The sequence below is a fragment of the Pseudomonas sp. GD04158 genome, from assembly GCF_029834875.1.
In the GTDB taxonomy this organism is placed as follows: Bacteria; Pseudomonadota; Gammaproteobacteria; order Pseudomonadales; family Pseudomonadaceae; genus Aquipseudomonas; species Aquipseudomonas hydrolytica.
Genome location: NZ_JAODYT010000081.1, coordinates 1 through 17,243, shown reverse-complemented (window position 1 = coordinate 17,243; position 17,243 = coordinate 1). Strand labels below are relative to the sequence as shown.

Here is a 17,243-nt window from a genome sequence, read left to right as displayed (position 1 = left end):
GGAACCCCCGCGCAAGCCGGCGCCGAGCAAACCCGCCGACGACACGCTGTGGATCCACGACGACCTCGACCTGGACAGCCTCGATCTCGACGAGGAACTGGCCAAGCTGGAGGAACAGGAGCAGCAGCTGTCGCAGCAGTTTCTCGCCCTGGAACGCGCGCCGCGCTACAGCGAGACTTTCAGCAGCGCCCCGCCGCCCGAACAGGACGAACCGCACGACGAGGCCTGGGCCGAAGCCCTGCTGCGTGACGAGCCGGTCAAGCGCAGCGGTTTCGAGCTGCAAGCCGAGGATCAGCAGGCATCGCCGGAAGTAGCCGCCCCGATCCGGCCAGTGGACGAGCCCCCGACCGCCGTCGCCCCGCCGCGCCAGCAACCGGCCATCGAAGAACTCGACGAGCCGGACGAGCCACGCCTGGGCGACCTGGATCAGCACCAGGACGATCAGGACCCGCCGGCGCCACAGGTCGGCGCCAAGCGCGAAGAACCGAGGAGCGCGCGCAGCGAACCCGGTCTGCGCGATGAACGCCTGTTCGAGCTGGACGACGAGCCGCTGCAACTGGAGTGGCAACCGCACCAGAGCATCGCCTGGGGCCGGGTGCTGGGCTGGGGCCTGCTCAACCTGCTGGCCGCCGCCGGCCTGCTGGCCCAGTACGTGGCCTACAACTTCGACGAACTGGCGCGCCAGGATCGCTATCGCCCCTGGTTCGAGCAGCTGTGCCCGAATATCGGCTGCAGCCTGCCGTCGAAGGTCGACATCAGCCAGATTCGCAGCAGCAACCTGGTGGTGCGCAGCCATCCGGAGTTCTCCGGCGCGCTGATCGTCGATGCCATCCTCTACAACCGCGCGCCCTTCGCCCAGCCCTTCCCGCTGCTGGAAATGCGCTTCGCCGACCTCGGCGGCCAACTGGTCGCCAGCCGCCGCTTCAAACCCAGCGAGTACCTCGCCGGCGAGCTGGCCGGGCAGAGCGAAATGCCGCCGCAGACGCCCATCCATATTTCCCTGGACATCCTCGACCCGGGCACCCGCGCGGTCAACTACAGCCTCAGCTTCCACTCGCCGGAATAGCCTGCAGCCCGCGCGACGCCTGGCCGCAGGTCTTCCATCTAACTCCTGGCGATAAGGCCATCGCTGTTCAGAATTTGTTCAAAACAGCCTTTATCCGGTCATCCAGAGCGGGTATCATGCCCACCCTTTCGCGAGCACAGGTCCCCCGCCGTTTCCCCCGAGACACGGTGAAGGACAGGTGTTGATCGCCAACAGTCTCAACTGCGAACCAACAAGCAGGGACGCCCCATGTCGGCCCCACGTATTGGCCCTTACACATTGCCCAATCGGTTGATCCTGGCCCCCATGGCCGGCGTCACCGATCGCCCGTTCCGCCAGCTGTGCCGCCGCCTCGGCGCCGGCCTGGTGGTGTCGGAGATGGTCACCAGCGATGTGCGCCTGTGGAACAGCCGCAAGTCCAGCCTGCGCCTGCTGCATGCCGGCGATCCCGAGCCGCGCTCGGTGCAGATCGCCGGTGGCGACCCGCAGATGCTCGCCGAGGCGGCGCGCAAGAACGTCGAGCTGGGCGCGCAGATCATCGACATCAACATGGGCTGCCCGGCCAAGAAGGTCTGCAACAAGGCCGCCGGTTCCGCCCTGTTGCGCGACGAGCCGCTGGTGCGCGAGATCCTCGAGGCGGTGGTCGCTGCGGTGGACGTACCGGTGACCCTGAAGATCCGCACCGGCTGGGACCGCCAGAACAAGAACGGCATCGCCGTGGCGAAGATCGCCGAAGATGCCGGCATCACCGCCCTGGCCGTGCATGGCCGCACCCGCGCCGACCTCTACACCGGCGAAGCCGAGTACGACACCATCGCCGCCATCAAGCAGGCGGTATCGATTCCGGTGTTCGCCAATGGCGACATCGACTCCCCACAAAAAGCCAAGGCCGTGCTCGATGCCACCGGCGCCGATGCCTTGCTGATCGGTCGCGCCGCTCAGGGCCGGCCGTGGATCTTCCGTGAAATCGAGCACTACCTGCGTACCGGTGAAGTTCTCCCGGCGCCGAGCCTGCTCGAAGTGGAACGCATCCTGCTGGAACACCTGGCCGCACTGCACGCCTTCTATGGCGACCTGATGGGCGTACGCATCGCCCGCAAGCATGTCGGCTGGTATCTGGCAACCCTGCCGGGCGCCAGGGAGTTTCGCGCCCAGTTCAATCGTCTGGACAGTACGGACGCACAGTGCGCCCACGTTCGCGCATTCTTTCGCGAACGGCACAACGATGGAAACGAGGTGGCCGCATGACGTTGATGACAGAGACCCTAGTGAGTGGAATTGCACCCGTGAGTGACAACACCAGCCTTAAACAGCACCTGAATACGCCGAGCGAAGAGGGCCAGACCCTGCGCGGCGCCGTGGAGAAGGCGCTGCACAACTACTTCGCCCATCTCGAGGGCGCGGACGTCACCGACGTATACAACCTGGTGCTCACCGAAGTGGAAGCGCCGCTGCTGGAAACCGTCATGAACCACGTGAAGGGTAACCAGACCAAGGCCTCCGAGCTGCTCGGCCTGAACCGCGGCACGCTGCGCAAGAAGCTCAAGCAGTACGACCTGCTGTAAGCGAATTCCCGGAAAAGGGCGGCCAGGTGCCGCCCTTTTTCACTGATTTACCTGTTCCAATGGACCCTACCATGACCGACCAGACCACCCGCCTCCCCGTTCGCCGCGCCCTGATCAGCGTCTCCGACAAGACCGGCATCCTCGAATTCGCTCGCGAGCTGTCCGCCCTTGGCGTGGAAATCCTCTCCACCGGCGGCACCTACAAGCTGCTCAAGGACAACGGCGTGGCCGCGGTGGAAGTCGCCGACTACACCGGCTTCCCGGAAATGATGGACGGCCGCGTCAAGACCCTGCACCCGAAGATCCACGGCGGCATCCTCGGCCGTCGCGCGCTGGACGGCGCGGTGATGGACGAGCACGGCATCAAGCCGATCGACCTGGTAGCGGTCAACCTCTACCCCTTCGAAGCCACCGTGGCCAAGCCTGATTGCGATCTGGCCGATGCCATCGAGAACATCGACATCGGCGGCCCGACCATGGTCCGCAGCGCGGCGAAGAACCACAAGGACGTCGCCATCGTGGTCAACACCGGCGACTACGCCGGCATCGTCGAGTCGCTGAAAGCCGGCGGCCTGACCTACGCCCAGCGTTTCGACCTGGCGCTCAAGGCCTTCGAGCACACCGCCGCCTACGACGGCATGATCGCCAACTACCTGGGCACCATCGACCAGGCGGCGGACACCCTGTCCACCGAAGGCCGTGGCGCCTTCCCGCGCACCTTCAACAGCCAGTTCATCAAGGCGCAGGAAATGCGCTACGGCGAGAACCCGCACCAGAGCGCGGCGTTCTACGTCGAGGCGAAGAAGGGCGAGGCCAGCGTTTCCACTGCCATCCAGCTGCAGGGCAAGGAACTGTCGTTCAACAACGTGGCTGACACCGACGCCGCGCTGGAATGCGTGAAGAGCTTCGTCAAGCCGGCCTGCGTCATCGTCAAGCACGCCAACCCGTGCGGCGTGGCCGTGGTACCGGAAGACGAAGGCGGCATCCGCAAGGCCTACGACCTGGCCTACGCCACCGACACCGAGTCGGCGTTCGGCGGCATCATCGCCTTCAACCGCGAGCTGGATGGCGAGACCGCCAAGGCCATTGTCGAGCGTCAGTTCGTCGAAGTGATCATCGCCCCGAAAATCTCCGCCGCCGCCCGTGAAGTGGTGGCCGCCAAGGCCAACGTGCGCCTGCTCGAATGCGGCGAATGGTCGGCCGAACGCGCTGCGGGCTGGGACTTCAAGCGCGTCAACGGTGGCCTGCTGGTACAGAGCCGCGACATCGGCATGATCAAGGCCGAAGACCTCAAGGTGGTCACCCAGCGCGCGCCGAGCGAGCAGGAGATCCATGACCTGGTGTTCGCCTGGAAAGTGGCCAAGTTCGTCAAATCCAACGCCATCGTCTACGCCAAGAACCGCCAGACCGTGGGCGTCGGCGCCGGCCAGATGTCGCGCGTCAACTCCGCGCGCATCGCCGCGATCAAGGCCGAGCATGCCGGCCTGCAAGTGCAGGGCGCGGTAATGGCCTCCGACGCCTTCTTCCCGTTCCGCGACGGCATCGACAACGCGGCCAAGGCCGGCATCACCGCGGTGATCCAGCCAGGTGGCTCGATGCGCGACAACGAGGTGATCGCCGCGGCCGATGAAGCCGGCATTGCCATGGTATTTACCGGCATGCGCCACTTCCGGCACTGAGTGACAGGGACGCACTGAAGCAGGCATCTGCTGCGTTGTCCGGCCCCTCCCCAATGCTCATTGCCAGAAGGCAACTCCGCTTGGTGAGGGCCCGGACGCCTTGCATCTACCCGCTCCATCGCGCCCCCGAAGGTCTGCAGGAATAAGCTTTTGTAGGGTGGATGACGCTTTTCTCATCCACCATCGGGGCCCCTGGCCCACCTCCTCGAGGAGAACGCAATGAATGTACTGATCATCGGCAGCGGCGGTCGCGAACACGCCCTGGCCTGGAAAGTGGCGCAGGACAAGCGCGTCGAGAAGGTCTTCGTCGCCCCGGGCAACGCCGGCACTGCGGTGGAAGCCAAATGCGAGAACGTGGCCATCGACGTGCTGGCCATCGAGCAGCTCGCCGACTTCGCCGAGAAGAACGTGCAGCTGACCATCGTCGGTCCGGAAGCGCCGCTGGTGAAGGGCGTGGTCGATCTGTTCCGTTCGCGCGGCCTGGACATCTTCGGTCCCACCGCCGCCGCCGCCCAGCTGGAAGGCTCCAAGGCCTTCACCAAGGATTTCCTGGCCCGCCACAAGATCCCCACCGCCGATTACCAGAACTTCACCGAGATCGAGCCGGCGCTGGCCTACCTGCGCGAAAAAGGTGCACCCATCGTGATCAAGGCCGACGGCCTGGCTGCGGGCAAGGGCGTGATCGTCGCCATGACCCTGGCCGAAGCCGAAGACGCCGTGCGCGACATGCTCGCCGGCAACGCCTTCGGTGAGGCCGGTTCGCGCGTGGTGATCGAGGAGTTCCTCGACGGCGAAGAAGCCAGCTTCATCGTCATGGTCGACGGCCAGAACGTGCTGCCGATGGCCACCAGCCAGGACCACAAGCGCGTCGGCGACGCCGATACCGGCCCCAACACCGGCGGCATGGGCGCCTATTCGCCGGCACCGGTGGTGACGCCCGAGGTGCACCAGCGCGTGATGGACGAGGTGATCTACCCCACCGTGCGCGGCATGGCCAGCGAAGGCAACGTCTATACCGGCTTCCTCTATGCCGGCCTGATGATCGACAAATCCGGCGCGCCCAAGGTCATCGAATTCAACTGCCGCTTCGGCGACCCGGAAACCCAGCCGATCATGTGCCGCCTGGAAAGCTCCCTGGTGCTGCTGGTCGAGGCCGCGCTGGCCAAGGCGCTGGACAAGGTCGAAGCCACCTGGGACCCGCGTCCGACCGTGGGCGTGGTGCTGGCAGCCGGCGGCTACCCGGGCGACTACGCCAAGGGCGACGTGATCGAAGGTCTGGATGAAGCCGCCCAACTCGACGGCAAGGTGTTCCACGCCGGTACCAAGCTTTCGGACGGCCAGATCGTCACTGCCGGCGGGCGCGTACTGTGCGCCACCGCCATCGGTCGCACGGTGGCCGAAGCCCAGCAGCAGGCCTACCGCCTGGCCGAGAAGATTCGCTGGAACGGCATGTTCCACCGCAGCGACATCGGCTACCGCGCCATTGCCCGCGAGCAAGGCGAAGGCTGAGGCCGCTCAGGGAATACGCCGCGGCAGGCCATAAAAAGCCCCGCCGCGCCGTATTCCCCCGAGCAAATGCTTGGCTATAATCCGGCCACTCATTTAGAAGGACTTAACCGTGTGCCGGCTCAGGATTGCCATCGGACTACTCGCCAGCCTGCTGTTGCTCGGCCTCAGCCTGACAGCCAGCGCCGCCCCGTCCTCGACGGGCACCCAGAGCTGGTCCTATCTGGTCGACGCCAGCGCCCGCCTGGGCCTGGAAGAAGTACGCGCCCAGCGCCAGCAGTTCAAGCCGCTTAGCAAACAGTCCTTCACCTTCCCGCCGAGCCAGCATGCCGTCTGGCTGCGCGTCGAACTCGCCCCGCAACAGCAGCCCGCCTGGCTTTGGGTCTTTTCACCGCGGGTGCAGTACCTCGACTACTACCTGCTCAGGGATGGCCAGCTGGAGCAGAACCTGCACACCGGCGAAGCCATGCCGCTGGACTCGCGTCCGCTGCCTTCGCGCTTCTACCTGATGCCCCTGCCCAACGACGGCCAGGCCCGCGTCGCCTACGTCCGTCTGACGTCCAACCATCCGCTGATGACCTGGTTCAAGGTCATGGATCAGGCCGAACTGGTCAGCCTGGAAAAGCCCGCCTACCTCTACGGCATGCTGTTCGGCGCCCTGCTGCTGCTGACCCTGTACAACCTCATCCGCTTCTTCTACAGCCGCAGCGCCACCGGTCTGTGGCTGGCCGGAGTGAATATCGGTCTGGCGGTGTGTTCGTCGGCCAATCTCGGCATTTTCGCCCAGTGGTTGCCCAGCCTGGGCTACAACCAGTCGCTGATCGCCGATCTGTCGGCGCTGTTCGCCGCCTTCAGCGCCCTGGCCTTCGGCCTGAGCTTCTTCCACGGCACCACGGTGCAGCACAGCCCGCTCAACCGCCTGCTGCAGGGCAACGCGCTGCTGTTGCTGGTGTATGCGCTGTGCATCGCACTGACCGGGTTGTTCTGGTTCAGCTCGCTGGTCTATCTGCTGGTGGCGTTGAGCAGCATCAACCTGCTGCTGGTGGGCAGCCTGCACTGGCGCGCCGGTTACCAGCCGGCGCGGCTGATCGCCGTGGGCATGCTGGTGTTCAACCTCGGCTTCGGCTTCTTCGTGCCGGTGCTGCTCGGCTTCGATCAGCTCAACCCGGGTTGGCTGGTGCTCGGCGTGTTCAGCGTGGCGACCCTGGCCGGCCTGATCCTCAGCGTCTCGCTGACCGAACGTCAGCGGCAGATCACCTCCGACACCCTCGACAGCCGCACCGCGCTGGCCGCCAGCAGCGCCGAGCTGCGCGCCAAGGCCGAGTTCCTGGCCAAGATCAGCCACGAGATCCGTACGCCGATGAACGGCGTGCTGGGCATGACCGAACTGCTGCTGGGCACGCCGCTGTCGGCCAAGCAACGCGACTACGTGCAGACCATCCACAGCTCGGGCAACGAGCTGCTCACCCTGATCAACGAAATTCTCGACATTTCCAAGCTCGAATCCGGGCAGATCGAACTGGACGACGTGCAGTTCGACCTCGGCGCGCTGATCGAGGACTGCCTCGACATCTTCCGCGCCAAGGCCGAGCAGCAGAAGGTGGAGCTGATCAGCTTCATCCAGCCGCAGGTGCCGCGGGTGATCAGCGGTGACCCCACGCGCCTGCGCCAGGCCCTGCTGAGCCTGCTGGACAATGCCTTCAAGCAGACCGACGAGGGCGAGATCCTGCTGGTGGCCGCACTCGACAGCAGCGACGGCAAGCACCGCCTGCGCATCGCCGTGCAGGACAGCGGCCGGCCGCTGCTGCCGGAAGAGCGCGACGCCCTGCTCAACGCCGAACTGCAGAGCCGCGACTTCCTCTCCGCCACCCGCCTGGGCGGGCGCCTCGGCCTGATCATCGCGCGCCAGCTGGTGCGCCTGATGGGTGGCGAGTTCGGCATTCAGGGCAGCAGCAACCAGGGCACCACCCTGTGGCTGGCCCTGCCGCTGGACCCCGCCCGCCTGGAACAGCCGGAAACCGATCTGGACAGCCCGCTGCAGGGTGCGCGCCTGCTGGTGGTGGACGACAACGACACCTGCCGCAAGGTGCTGGTGCAGCAATGCAATGCCTGGGGTCTGCAGGTCAGCGCCGTGCCCTCCGGCAAGGAGGCCCTGGCCCTGCTGCGCACCAAGGCGCATATGCGCGAGTACTTCGACGCGGTGCTGCTGGACCAGGACATGCCCGGCATGACCGGCATGCAACTGGCGGCCAAGATCAAGGAAGACCCCAGCCTCAACCACGACATCCTGATCATCATGCTCACCGGCATCAGCAACGCGCCGAGCAAGGTGATCGCACGCAACGCCGGGATCAAGCGCATCCTGGCCAAGCCGGTGGCCGGCTACACGCTCAAGACCACCCTGGCCGACGAGCTGGCCCAGCGCCCCAACGACAGTCCTGCGCAGGCCGCACCGACGCCGGTGAGCACGCCGCTGAACGTGCCGGCCGACTTCCGCATTCTGGTGGCCGAGGACAACAGCATCTCCACCAAGGTCATCCGCGGCATGCTCGGCAAGCTCAATCTCAAGCCGGACACCGCCAGCAACGGTGAGGAAGCCCTCAGCGCGATGAAGGCGCAGCCCTACGACCTGGTACTGATGGACTGCGAAATGCCGGTGCTCGACGGCTTCTCCGCCACCGAACAGCTGCGCGCCTGGGAAAAGAGCGAGAAGCGCCCGCGCACACCGGTGGTGGCACTGACCGCGCATATTCTCAGCGAACACAAGGAACGCGCGCGCGCGGTGGGCATGGACGGGCACATGTCCAAGCCGGTGGAGCTGTCGCAGCTGCGCGAGCTGATCGAGCACTGGATCGCCGAACGCGAACTGCGTCGCCAGCGCGATGCGCTGCCACACTGATAGCCTTTCCTGCCTTTCTGCGAGCCTGCCGCCATGGCGTCCGAGTTGTTCAGCCTGTACCTGAAGATGCTGGTGCTCTACAGCCCCTTCTTCGTCCTTTCCTGCTTTATCGGCCTGAGCCGCGGCTACACCCTCAAGGAACGCAAGCGCCTGGCCTGGAAGGTGGCGCTGGCCACGCTGATCGCCAGTGTGCTGCTGTACCTGTTCGGCAAGCACATCTTCACCCTGTTCGGCATCACCATCGACGCCTTCCGCATCGGCGCGGGCTCGGTGCTGTTCATCTCCGCCCTCGGCATGGCCCAGGGCAAGCCGGCGGTGCAGAGCGACAACGTGCAGCAGGACGTGACCATCGTGCCGCTGACCATTCCCCTGACCGTCGGCCCCGGCACCATCGGCGCCCTGCTGCTGATGGGCGCCAGCCAGCCGCACTGGGACGACAAGCTGGTGGCCGTGGCGGCGATCTTCCTCGCCAGCCTCACCGTCGGCGTGGTGCTGTACCTGTCCAACCAGTTCGAGCGCCTGCTCGGTGACCAGGGCCTGCAGATCGTCAGCCGCCTGATGGGCCTGTTCGTCTGCGCCCTGGCCGCGCAGATCATCTTTACCGGCGTGAAAAACTACCTGGTGCCGTAAATGTGGGTGCGCCAAGCGCACCAGCGGTCATCACAGAACCCCGGTGGTGCGCACGGCGCACCCTACATGCCCGTTGCGCCGAGCGCACCGGCAGCCCCTGAAGCTCTGCACCATCCGCTTGCAGGGCGGCCCCACCGCGGTGCAACCCACCCTGCCAGCGCCCTTGCCCATCGCGCTGAAAATCACCTAACCCGCTGAAAACAAAGGCCTTAGCAGAACTGGCACCGTCATTGCTCTAGCGATCCCAACTTGGATACAAGATGGAATCTCGAAGCATGTCCAACGCACCGACCGCCCTCACCCTCGCCGGGTGGCAGCAAGCCTACCGCGACGGTCAATCGCCAGCCGAACTGCTGCACGCCCTGCGCCTGGAGTTGCGCACTGATGACAGCGCCTGGATCGCCCTGGCCAGCGAAGCTCAGCTCAACGCTCAACTCGATGCCCTGGCCAGCGCGCTGCAAGATGCCGCCGGCGACCTGAGCAAGCTGCCGCTGTACGGCGTGCCCTTCGCCATCAAGGACAATATCGACGCCGCCGGCTGGCCCACCACCGCGGCCTGCCCGGAGTTCGCCTACGGCGCCGAAACCGACGCCAGCGTGGTCGCCCGCCTGCGCGCCGCCGGCGCCATCCTGATCGGCAAGACCAACCTCGACCAGTTCGCCACCGGCCTGGTCGGCACCCGCTCGCCCTACGGTGCAGTGCCTAACAGTTTCAACCCGGATTACGTCAGCGGCGGCTCCAGCTCCGGCTCGGCCAGCGTGGTCGCGCGCGGCCTGGTGCCCTTTTCGCTGGGCACCGACACCGCCGGCTCCGGCCGGGTGCCGGCTGGTTTCAACAATATCGTCGGGCTCAAGCCGACCAAGGGCTGGCTGCCCAACACCGGCCTGGTGCCGGCCTGCCGCAGCATCGACTGCATCTCGGTGTTCGCCCTGACCGTAGCCGATGCGCTGACCGTGGCCAATATCGCCGGTGGCTACGACGCCGCCGACGCCTACAGCCGCAAGAACCCGAACAGCGCCAAGGTCGGCATGCCGGCCCAGCCGCGCCTGGCCGTGCCGGCCAACCCCGAGTTCTTCGGCGACAGCCAGAACCAGGCCGTCTATGAGACCGCCCTGGGCAAGCTGCGCGAACTGGGCGCCGAGCTGGTGGAGATCGATTTCACTCCCTTCCGGCAACTGGCCGAGCAGCTTTACTACGGCCCCTGGGTCGCCGAACGCACCGTCGCGGTGGAAGGGGTCGATCCGGCGCATATCCATCCGGTGGTGCGCGGCATCGTCGAAAACGGCCACCAGTACAGCGCCTGCGACGCCTACAAGGCCGAATACATCCGCGCCGAGCTGAGCCGTCGCATCAACGACGCCCTGGCCGGCTTCGACGCCCTGGTGGTACCGACCTCGCCGACCATCCGCACCCTGGCCGAGATGCAGGCAGAGCCGGTGCTATTCAACAGCCAGTTCGGCACCTACACCAACTTCACCAACCTCGCCGACCTGTGCGCCCTGGCCGTACCGGCCGGCCTGCGCGCCGACGGTCTGCCGGCCGGCATCACCCTGATCGCCCCGGCCTGGCATGACCACGCACTGGCCGCCTTCGGCCAGCGCTGGCAGCAGGCACTCAATCTGCCGCTGGGCGCTACCGGCAAGCCGCTGCCAGCGCAAACCACCAGCGACAAACCGGCGCCGGGCTGCATCCGCGTCGCGGTGGTCGGCGCGCACCTGACCGGCATGCCGCTGAACTTCCAGCTCAGCACGCGCGATGCCGTGCTGGTGGAGCAGACCACCAGCGCCAAGCAGTACCGCCTCTTCGCACTGCCCGGCACGGTGCCGCCCAAACCGGGCCTGGCACGGGTCGCCGAGGACGGCGCGGCGATCATCGTCGAGCTGTGGGACGTGCCGCAGGCGCGCTTCGGCGAATTCGTCGCCGAGATCCCGCCACCACTGGGCATCGGCAACCTCGAGCTGGCCGACGGCCGTTGGGTCAAGGGTTTTATCTGCGAGCCCTACGCGCTGGATGGCGCGCGCGACATCACCAGCTTTGGTGGCTGGCGCGCCTTTATCGCCGAAACCAGGAAGTGAATAGCAGGGGACAGGGTGGCGTGCATGCCCCCTCTCCCTAGCCCTCTCCCCAAGGGCAGAGGGAACAGATCAGCGCCTGCCCGCACATGCGCGCAGCAAGCCAGGAGGCCGCAACAGATGTTCCATACCGTCCTGATCGCCAACCGTGGCGAGATCGCAGTCAGAGCCATCCGCACGCTCAAGCGCCTGGGCGTGAAAAGCGTGGCCGTCTACTCCGACGCCGACCGCAATGCCCAGCACGTACGAGATGCCGATATCGCCATCGCCCTGGGCGGCGACAAGCCGGCCGACAGCTACCTGCGTATCGACAAGATACTCGCCGCCGCGCAGGAAACCGGCGCCCAGGCGATCTACCCCGGTTACGGTTTTCTCTCGGAGAGTGCCGAGTTCGCCGATGCCTGCGAAGCCGCCGGGATCGCCTTCGTCGGCCCTACGCCTGCGCAGATTCGCGAGTTCGGCCTCAAGCACCGCGCCCGCGAACTGGCCGCCCTGGCCCAGGTGCCAATGGCGCCGGGCACCGGCCTGCTGCAGAGCCTGGAAGAAGCACTGAGCGCCGCCGACAGCATCGGTTATCCGGTGATGCTCAAGACCACCGCCGGCGGTGGCGGCATCGGCCTGACCCGCTGCAGCGACGCCGCCGCGTTGGCAAGCGCCTATGAAAGCGTCAAGCGCATGGGCGAGCAGTTCTTCAGCGATGCCGGGGTGTTTCTCGAGCGCTTCGTCGATCAGGCGCGCCACGTCGAAGTGCAGATTTTCGGCGACGGTACCGGCCGCGTCGCCGCCCTCGGCGAACGCGACTGCTCGCTGCAGCGGCGCAACCAGAAGGTGGTCGAGGAAACCCCGGCGCCGAACCTGCCGCAGGCCACCCGCGAGCGCCTGCACGCCGCCGCCGTGCAGCTGGGCGAGTCGGTGCAATATCGCAGCGCCGGCACCGTGGAGTTCATCTACGACGCCGCCCGTGACGACTTCTACTTCCTCGAAGTGAACACCCGCCTGCAGGTCGAGCACCCGGTCACCGAGATGGTCACCGGCCTGGATCTGATCGAATGCATGCTGCGCGTGGCGGCGAGCGATGCGCTGGACTGGGGCGCGCTGAACCGCGCCCCGCAAGGCGCCGCCATCGAGGTGCGGATCTACGCCGAAGACCCGCTGAAGAACTTCCAGCCCAGCCCGGGCGTGCTCACCGATGTGCACTTCCCGGACGACGTGCGCGTCGACGGCTGGGTCAGCACCGGCAGCGAGGTCTCGGCGTTCTACGACCCGATGATCGCCAAGCTGATCGTGCATGCGGGCACTCGCGCTGAGGCCATCGCCAAGCTGCAGAAAGCCCTGGACGCAACCCGCCTGCACGGCATCGCCAGCAACCTCGATTACCTGCGCCAGGTGGTGGCCGACGAGCGCTTCGCCAAAGGCGAAGTGTGGACGCGTCTGCTCGACAGCTTCACCTTCAAGGCCAGCGTGATCGAAGTGCTGGAGCCCGGCACCTACTCCAGCGTGCAGGACTACCCGGGCCGTCTCGGCTACTGGGATATCGGCGTGCCGCCGTCCGGGCCGATGGACGACTTCGCCTTCCGCCTGGCCAACCGCATCGTCGGCAACCATGCCGAGGCCGCGGGCCTGGAATTCACCCTGCAAGGCCCGACGCTGCGCTTTCACAGCGATGCACTGATCGCCCTGACCGGCGCCGATTGCCCGGCCACCCTGGACGATGCGCCGGTGGCCTACTGGCAGCCAATCGAGGTCAAGGCCGGCCAGGTGCTCAAGCTGGGCCGCGCGCTCAGCGGCTGCCGCACCTATCTCGCGGTGCGCAATGGCCTGGACGTGCCGCTGTATCTGGGCAGCCGCTCCACCTTCGCCCTCGGCCAGTTCGGCGGCCATGCCGGGCGCACCCTGCGCACCGCCGATATGCTGGCCATCTCCCAGCCCGAGCTGGCGGCCTGCACCACGCCCGCGCCAATCGCCCCGCCACAGGCGGCGCATCCGAGCCTGATCCCAAGCTACGGCAGCACCTGGAACATCGGCGTGCTCTATGGCCCACACGGCGCGCCGGACTTCTTCACCGCAGAAGCCATCGAGGAATTCTTCGCCGCCGAGTGGGAAGTGCACTACAACTCCAACCGCCTCGGCGTGCGCCTGAGCGGCCCGAAACCGAGCTGGGCGCGAGCCGACGGCGGCGAGGCCGGCCTGCACCCGTCCAACGTGCACGACTGCGAATACGCCATCGGCTCGATCAATTTCACCGGCGACTTCCCGGTGATCCTGACCAAGGACGGGCCCAGCCTCGGCGGTTTCGTCTGCCCGGTGACCATCGCCAAGGCCGAGCTGTGGAAGGTCGGCCAGGTCAAGCCCGGCGACAAGCTGCGCTTTCACCCCATCGGTTTCCAGCAGGCGCAGAGCCTGGAGCAGGCGCAACTGGGCAGCATCGAAGCCCTGGCGGCGATCAGCGCGGTGACCCTGCCGGCGCCGTCGCTGCAACCGGACGCCACGGTTTCCGCCACGGTGCTGGCCGAGCTGCCTGCCGAGGGCAGCCGCCCGCGTGCGGTTTATCGCCAGGCGGGCGATGCCTACATCTTGCTGGAATACGGCGACAACGTGCTGGATCTGGCCCTGCGCCTGCGCGTGCACCTGCTGATGGAGGCGCTCAAGGCCGAGCCGCTGCGTGGCCTGGAAGAACTCGCCCCCGGCGTACGCTCGCTGCAGCTGCGCTACGACAGCCGCGTGCTGCACCAGCGCACCCTGCTCGACCACCTGCTGCGTCTGGAGGAAAACCTTGGCGATGTGGCCAACCTCAAGGTGCCGACGCGTATCGTCCACCTGCCCATGGCCTTCGAGGACAGCGCCACCCTCGCTGCCGTCGAGCGCTACCGCGAAACCGTGCGCAGCGAGGCGCCCTGGCTGCCGAACAACGTCGACTTCATCCAGCGCACCAACGGCCTGGCCAGCCGCGAGCAGGTCCGCGACATCCTGTTCGACGCCAGCTACCTGATCCTCGGCCTCGGCGACGTCTACCTCGATGCCCCCTGCGCCGTGCCGCTGGACCCGCGTCATCGCCTGCTCAGCTCCAAGTACAACCCGGCGCGCACCTTTACCGCCGAAGGCACCGTGGGCATCGGCGGCATGTACATGTGCATCTACGGCATGGACTCGCCCGGCGGCTACCAGCTGGTGGGCCGCACCCTGCCGATCTGGAACAAGTACGTGAAGAACGCCCAGTTCGAGAACGGCCAGCCCTGGCTGCTGCGCTTCTTCGATCAGGTGCGCTTCTACCCGGTCAGCGAGGCCGAGCTGGACGAATTCCGCGAAGCCTTCCGCGAGGGCCGCGCGCAGATCCGCATCGAGCAGACCGAATTCGACTTCGCCGCCTACAACCGCTTCATCGCCGACAACGCGGCCGATATCGCGGCCTTCCACCGCCAGCAGAAAGCCGCCTTCGATGCCGAAGTCGAGCTGTGGAAGGACGACGATCCGAGCGCCGCACAAGCGCTGACCAGCCCAAGCCATGACGACGCCGATCTGGATGGCCATCTGGTTGCCGCCGAGATGAGCGGCAGCGTGTGGAAGGTGCTGGTCGAGCCCGGCCAGCACGTGGAAGCCGGCACGCCGCTGCTGGTGGTGGAGGCGATGAAGATGGAGCTGGCGGTGACCGCGCCGGTGGCCGGCACGGTCAAGTCGCTGCGCTGCGCCCCCGGCAAGGCGGTGACGCCGGGCGATGCCCTGCTCCTGCTGACCCCGAGCGAGGCGGCCTGAGATGCAACTGGTCAGCCCCGCCAGGCGTGGCAAGGAGCGCCCGGAGAATCTCGCCGAGCGCATCTATGCCCAGCTCAAGGACGACATCTTCGAGTTCCGCCTGCTGCCGGGCGACCGCTTTTCCGAAGGCGAGATCGCCGAGCGCATGGCCGCCAGCCGCACGCCGGTGCGCCAGGCGCTGTATCGCCTGGAGCGCGAGGGCTATCTGGAGGTGTATTTCCGCAGCGGCTGGCAGGTCAAGCCGTTCGATTTCGCCCACTTCGAGGAGCTCTACGAAGTGCGCATCGTCCTCGAACTGGAGGCGGTCAAGCGACTGTGTGAGCGCCCCGCTGGCGAGCTGCCGGAGGCCCTGGAACAGCTGCGTCGCACCTGGATGGTGCAACCCGAGCAGCGTCTGCAGGACGGCCGCGAAGTCTCGCGTCTGGACGAACGTTTTCACTGCCAGCTGGTGGAAGCCGCCGGCAACCGCGAGATGGCCCGCCTGCACGCCGAAGTCAGCGAAAAGATCCGAATTATCAGGCGTCTGGACTTCACCCAGGGGCCGCGCGTGGAACTCACCTACGAGGAACACGCCCGCATCCTCGGCGCGATCCTGTCGCGTCGCTGCGAAGAGGCACAGCTATTGCTCAAGACCCACATAGAGGTCAGCAAGGCGGAAGTGCGCAAGATCACCCTGCACATGCTGCACAGCGCCCGCCAGCGGGCGCTGCCGGCGCAAGGGTGACGGTATGACCTTTGAATCACTGCCAAACAATAAAGAGCTGTCCACTTACTCAAGATGAGAATGGAGATCGCACCATGCAACGTCGCAGCCTGATCAAGGCCTTTACCCTTTCCGCTTCCATCGCCGCCATGGGCCTGAGCTGGTCCATCCAGGCCGCCGAGACCATCAAGGTCGGCATCCTGCACTCGCTGTCCGGCACCATGGCCATTTCCGAAACCTCGCTCAAAGACATGGCGTTGATGACCATCGAGGAGATCAACGCCAAGGGCGGCGTGCTCGGCAAGCAGCTGGAGCCGGTGGTGGTCGACCCGGCCTCCAACTGGCCGCTGTTCGCAGAAAAAGGCCGCCAGCTGCTGACCCAGGACAAGGTCGCGGTGACCTTCGGCTGCTGGACCTCGGTATCGCGCAAATCCGTGCTCCCGGTCTACGAGGAACTCAACGGCCTGCTGTTCTACCCGGTGCAGTACGAAGGCGAAGAGATGTCGCCGAACGTCTTCTACACCGGCGCAGCGCCGAACCAGCAGGCCATTCCGGCGGTGGAATACCTGCTCAGCGAAGACGGCGGCGGCGCCAAGCGCTTCTTCCTGCTCGGCACCGACTACGTCTACCCGCGCACCACCAACAAGATCCTGCGCGCCTTCCTGCACAGCAAGGGCATCGCCGACAAGGACATCGAAGAGGTCTACACCCCCTTCGGCCACAGCGACTATCAGACCATCGTCGCCAACATCAAGAAGTTCGCCGCCGGCGGCAAGACCGCCGTGGTCTCCACCGTCAACGGCGATTCCAACGTGCCGTTCTACAAGGAACTGGCCAACCAGGGTCTGGAAGCCACCGAAGTGCCGGTGGTGGCCTTCTCCGTGGGTGAAGAGGAACTGCGCGGCATCGACACCAAGCCGCTGGTCGGCCACCTGGCCGCCTGGAACTACTTCCAGTCGGTGGAGAACCCGGTCAACGAGAAGTTCGTCGCCGACTGGAAGGCCTACGCCAAGGCCAAGAAGCTTCCGAACGCCGACACCGTGGTGACCAACGACCCGATGGAAGCCACCTACGTGGGCATCCACATGTGGGCGCAAGCGGTCGAGAAGGCCGGCACCACCGACGTCGACAAGGTGCGTGAAGCCATGGCCGGCCAGGAATTCGCCGCGCCGAGCGGCTTCACCCTGAAGATGGACGAGAAGAACCACCACCTGCACAAGCCGGTGATGATCGGCGAGATCCAGGAAGACGGTCAGTTCTCCGTGGTCTGGGAAACCGAAGGCCCGATCCGCGCCCAGCCGTGGAGCCCCTTCATCGAAGGCAACGACAAGAAAGCCGATACCCCGGTGAAGTCGAACTAAGGCAAAAGCCCTCTCCCGCAAGCGGCAACCGCA

Annotated in this window: 11 protein-coding genes; all 11 read left to right on the top strand. The window is 66.2% G+C overall.

Translation table 11 applies throughout. From position 1 onward, the window contains the following. The coding region (locus N7333_RS20965) for a DUF3426 domain-containing protein (protein WP_279859339.1) at positions 1–1,066 on the top strand (1,066 nt) is incomplete at its 5' end. 228 nt (positions 1,067–1,294) lie between these two features. Beyond that, on the top strand, positions 1,295–2,293 hold the full coding sequence (gene dusB / locus N7333_RS20960) for a tRNA dihydrouridine synthase DusB (RefSeq protein WP_129482821.1): 999 nt from the start codon (positions 1,295–1,297) through the stop codon (positions 2,291–2,293). Next, entirely contained in the window at positions 2,290–2,610 is a 321-nt protein-coding gene (gene fis / locus N7333_RS20955) for a DNA-binding transcriptional regulator Fis (RefSeq protein WP_003242613.1), read from the top strand. The genes dusB and fis overlap by 4 nt, the downstream gene beginning before the upstream one ends. A 71-nt stretch (positions 2,611–2,681) precedes the next feature. Further along, positions 2,682–4,289 (top strand): bifunctional phosphoribosylaminoimidazolecarboxamide formyltransferase/IMP cyclohydrolase, encoded by a 1,608-nt coding sequence (gene purH / locus N7333_RS20950; RefSeq protein WP_129482820.1) that lies wholly within the window; start codon positions 2,682–2,684, stop codon positions 4,287–4,289. 219 nt (positions 4,290–4,508) lie between these two features. Further along, positions 4,509–5,798: a phosphoribosylamine--glycine ligase gene (gene purD / locus N7333_RS20945; RefSeq protein ID WP_129482819.1), complete on the top strand. Its 1,290-nt coding sequence runs from the start codon at positions 4,509–4,511 to the stop codon at positions 5,796–5,798. Between the two features lie 109 nt (positions 5,799–5,907). Beyond that, a complete protein-coding gene (locus tag N7333_RS20940) occupies positions 5,908–8,694 on the top strand; it encodes a hybrid sensor histidine kinase/response regulator (RefSeq protein ID WP_129482818.1) in 2,787 nt (928 codons plus the stop codon). A gap of 33 nt (positions 8,695–8,727) precedes the next feature. Further along, complete coding sequence (locus tag N7333_RS20935) at positions 8,728–9,324, top strand: MarC family protein (protein WP_011920885.1); 597 nt, start codon at positions 8,728–8,730, stop codon at positions 9,322–9,324. A gap of 275 nt (positions 9,325–9,599) precedes the next feature. Continuing rightward, on the top strand, positions 9,600–11,399 hold the full coding sequence (gene atzF, locus N7333_RS20930) for an allophanate hydrolase (RefSeq protein WP_279859338.1): 1,800 nt from the start codon (positions 9,600–9,602) through the stop codon (positions 11,397–11,399). 117 nt (positions 11,400–11,516) lie between these two features. Beyond that, positions 11,517–15,146, top strand: a complete 3,630-nt coding sequence (gene uca / locus N7333_RS20925; RefSeq protein ID WP_279859337.1) for an urea carboxylase — start codon at positions 11,517–11,519, stop codon at positions 15,144–15,146. Position 15,147: 1 nt separating this feature from the next. Next, on the top strand, positions 15,148–15,870 hold the full coding sequence (locus tag N7333_RS20920; RefSeq protein WP_003246904.1) for a GntR family transcriptional regulator: 723 nt from the start codon (positions 15,148–15,150) through the stop codon (positions 15,868–15,870). A 74-nt stretch (positions 15,871–15,944) separates the two neighbouring features. Next, positions 15,945–17,210 carry an urea ABC transporter substrate-binding protein gene (urtA, locus tag N7333_RS20915; protein WP_011920882.1) on the top strand — a complete coding sequence of 422 codons (1,266 nt, stop codon included), beginning with the start codon at positions 15,945–15,947 and terminating at the stop codon, positions 17,208–17,210. Positions 17,211–17,243 lie beyond the last annotated feature (33 nt).

Excerpts from the sequence above, each read along its gene's own strand:
- dusB (WP_129482821.1), top strand. The coding sequence starts at position 1,295 with ATGTCGGCCCCACGTATTGGCCCTTACACATTGCCCAATCGGTTGATC.
- fis (WP_003242613.1), top strand. The coding sequence starts at position 2,290 with ATGACGTTGATGACAGAGACCCTAGTGAGTGGAATTGCACCCGTGAGT.
- purH (WP_129482820.1), top strand. The coding sequence starts at position 2,682 with ATGACCGACCAGACCACCCGCCTCCCCGTTCGCCGCGCCCTGATCAGC.
- purD (WP_129482819.1), top strand. The coding sequence starts at position 4,509 with ATGAATGTACTGATCATCGGCAGCGGCGGTCGCGAACACGCCCTGGCC.
- N7333_RS20935 (WP_011920885.1), top strand. The coding sequence starts at position 8,728 with ATGGCGTCCGAGTTGTTCAGCCTGTACCTGAAGATGCTGGTGCTCTAC.
- atzF (WP_279859338.1), top strand. The coding sequence starts at position 9,600 with ATGTCCAACGCACCGACCGCCCTCACCCTCGCCGGGTGGCAGCAAGCC.
- uca (WP_279859337.1), top strand. The coding sequence starts at position 11,517 with ATGTTCCATACCGTCCTGATCGCCAACCGTGGCGAGATCGCAGTCAGA.
- N7333_RS20920 (WP_003246904.1), top strand. The coding sequence starts at position 15,148 with ATGCAACTGGTCAGCCCCGCCAGGCGTGGCAAGGAGCGCCCGGAGAAT.
- urtA (WP_011920882.1), top strand. The coding sequence starts at position 15,945 with ATGCAACGTCGCAGCCTGATCAAGGCCTTTACCCTTTCCGCTTCCATC.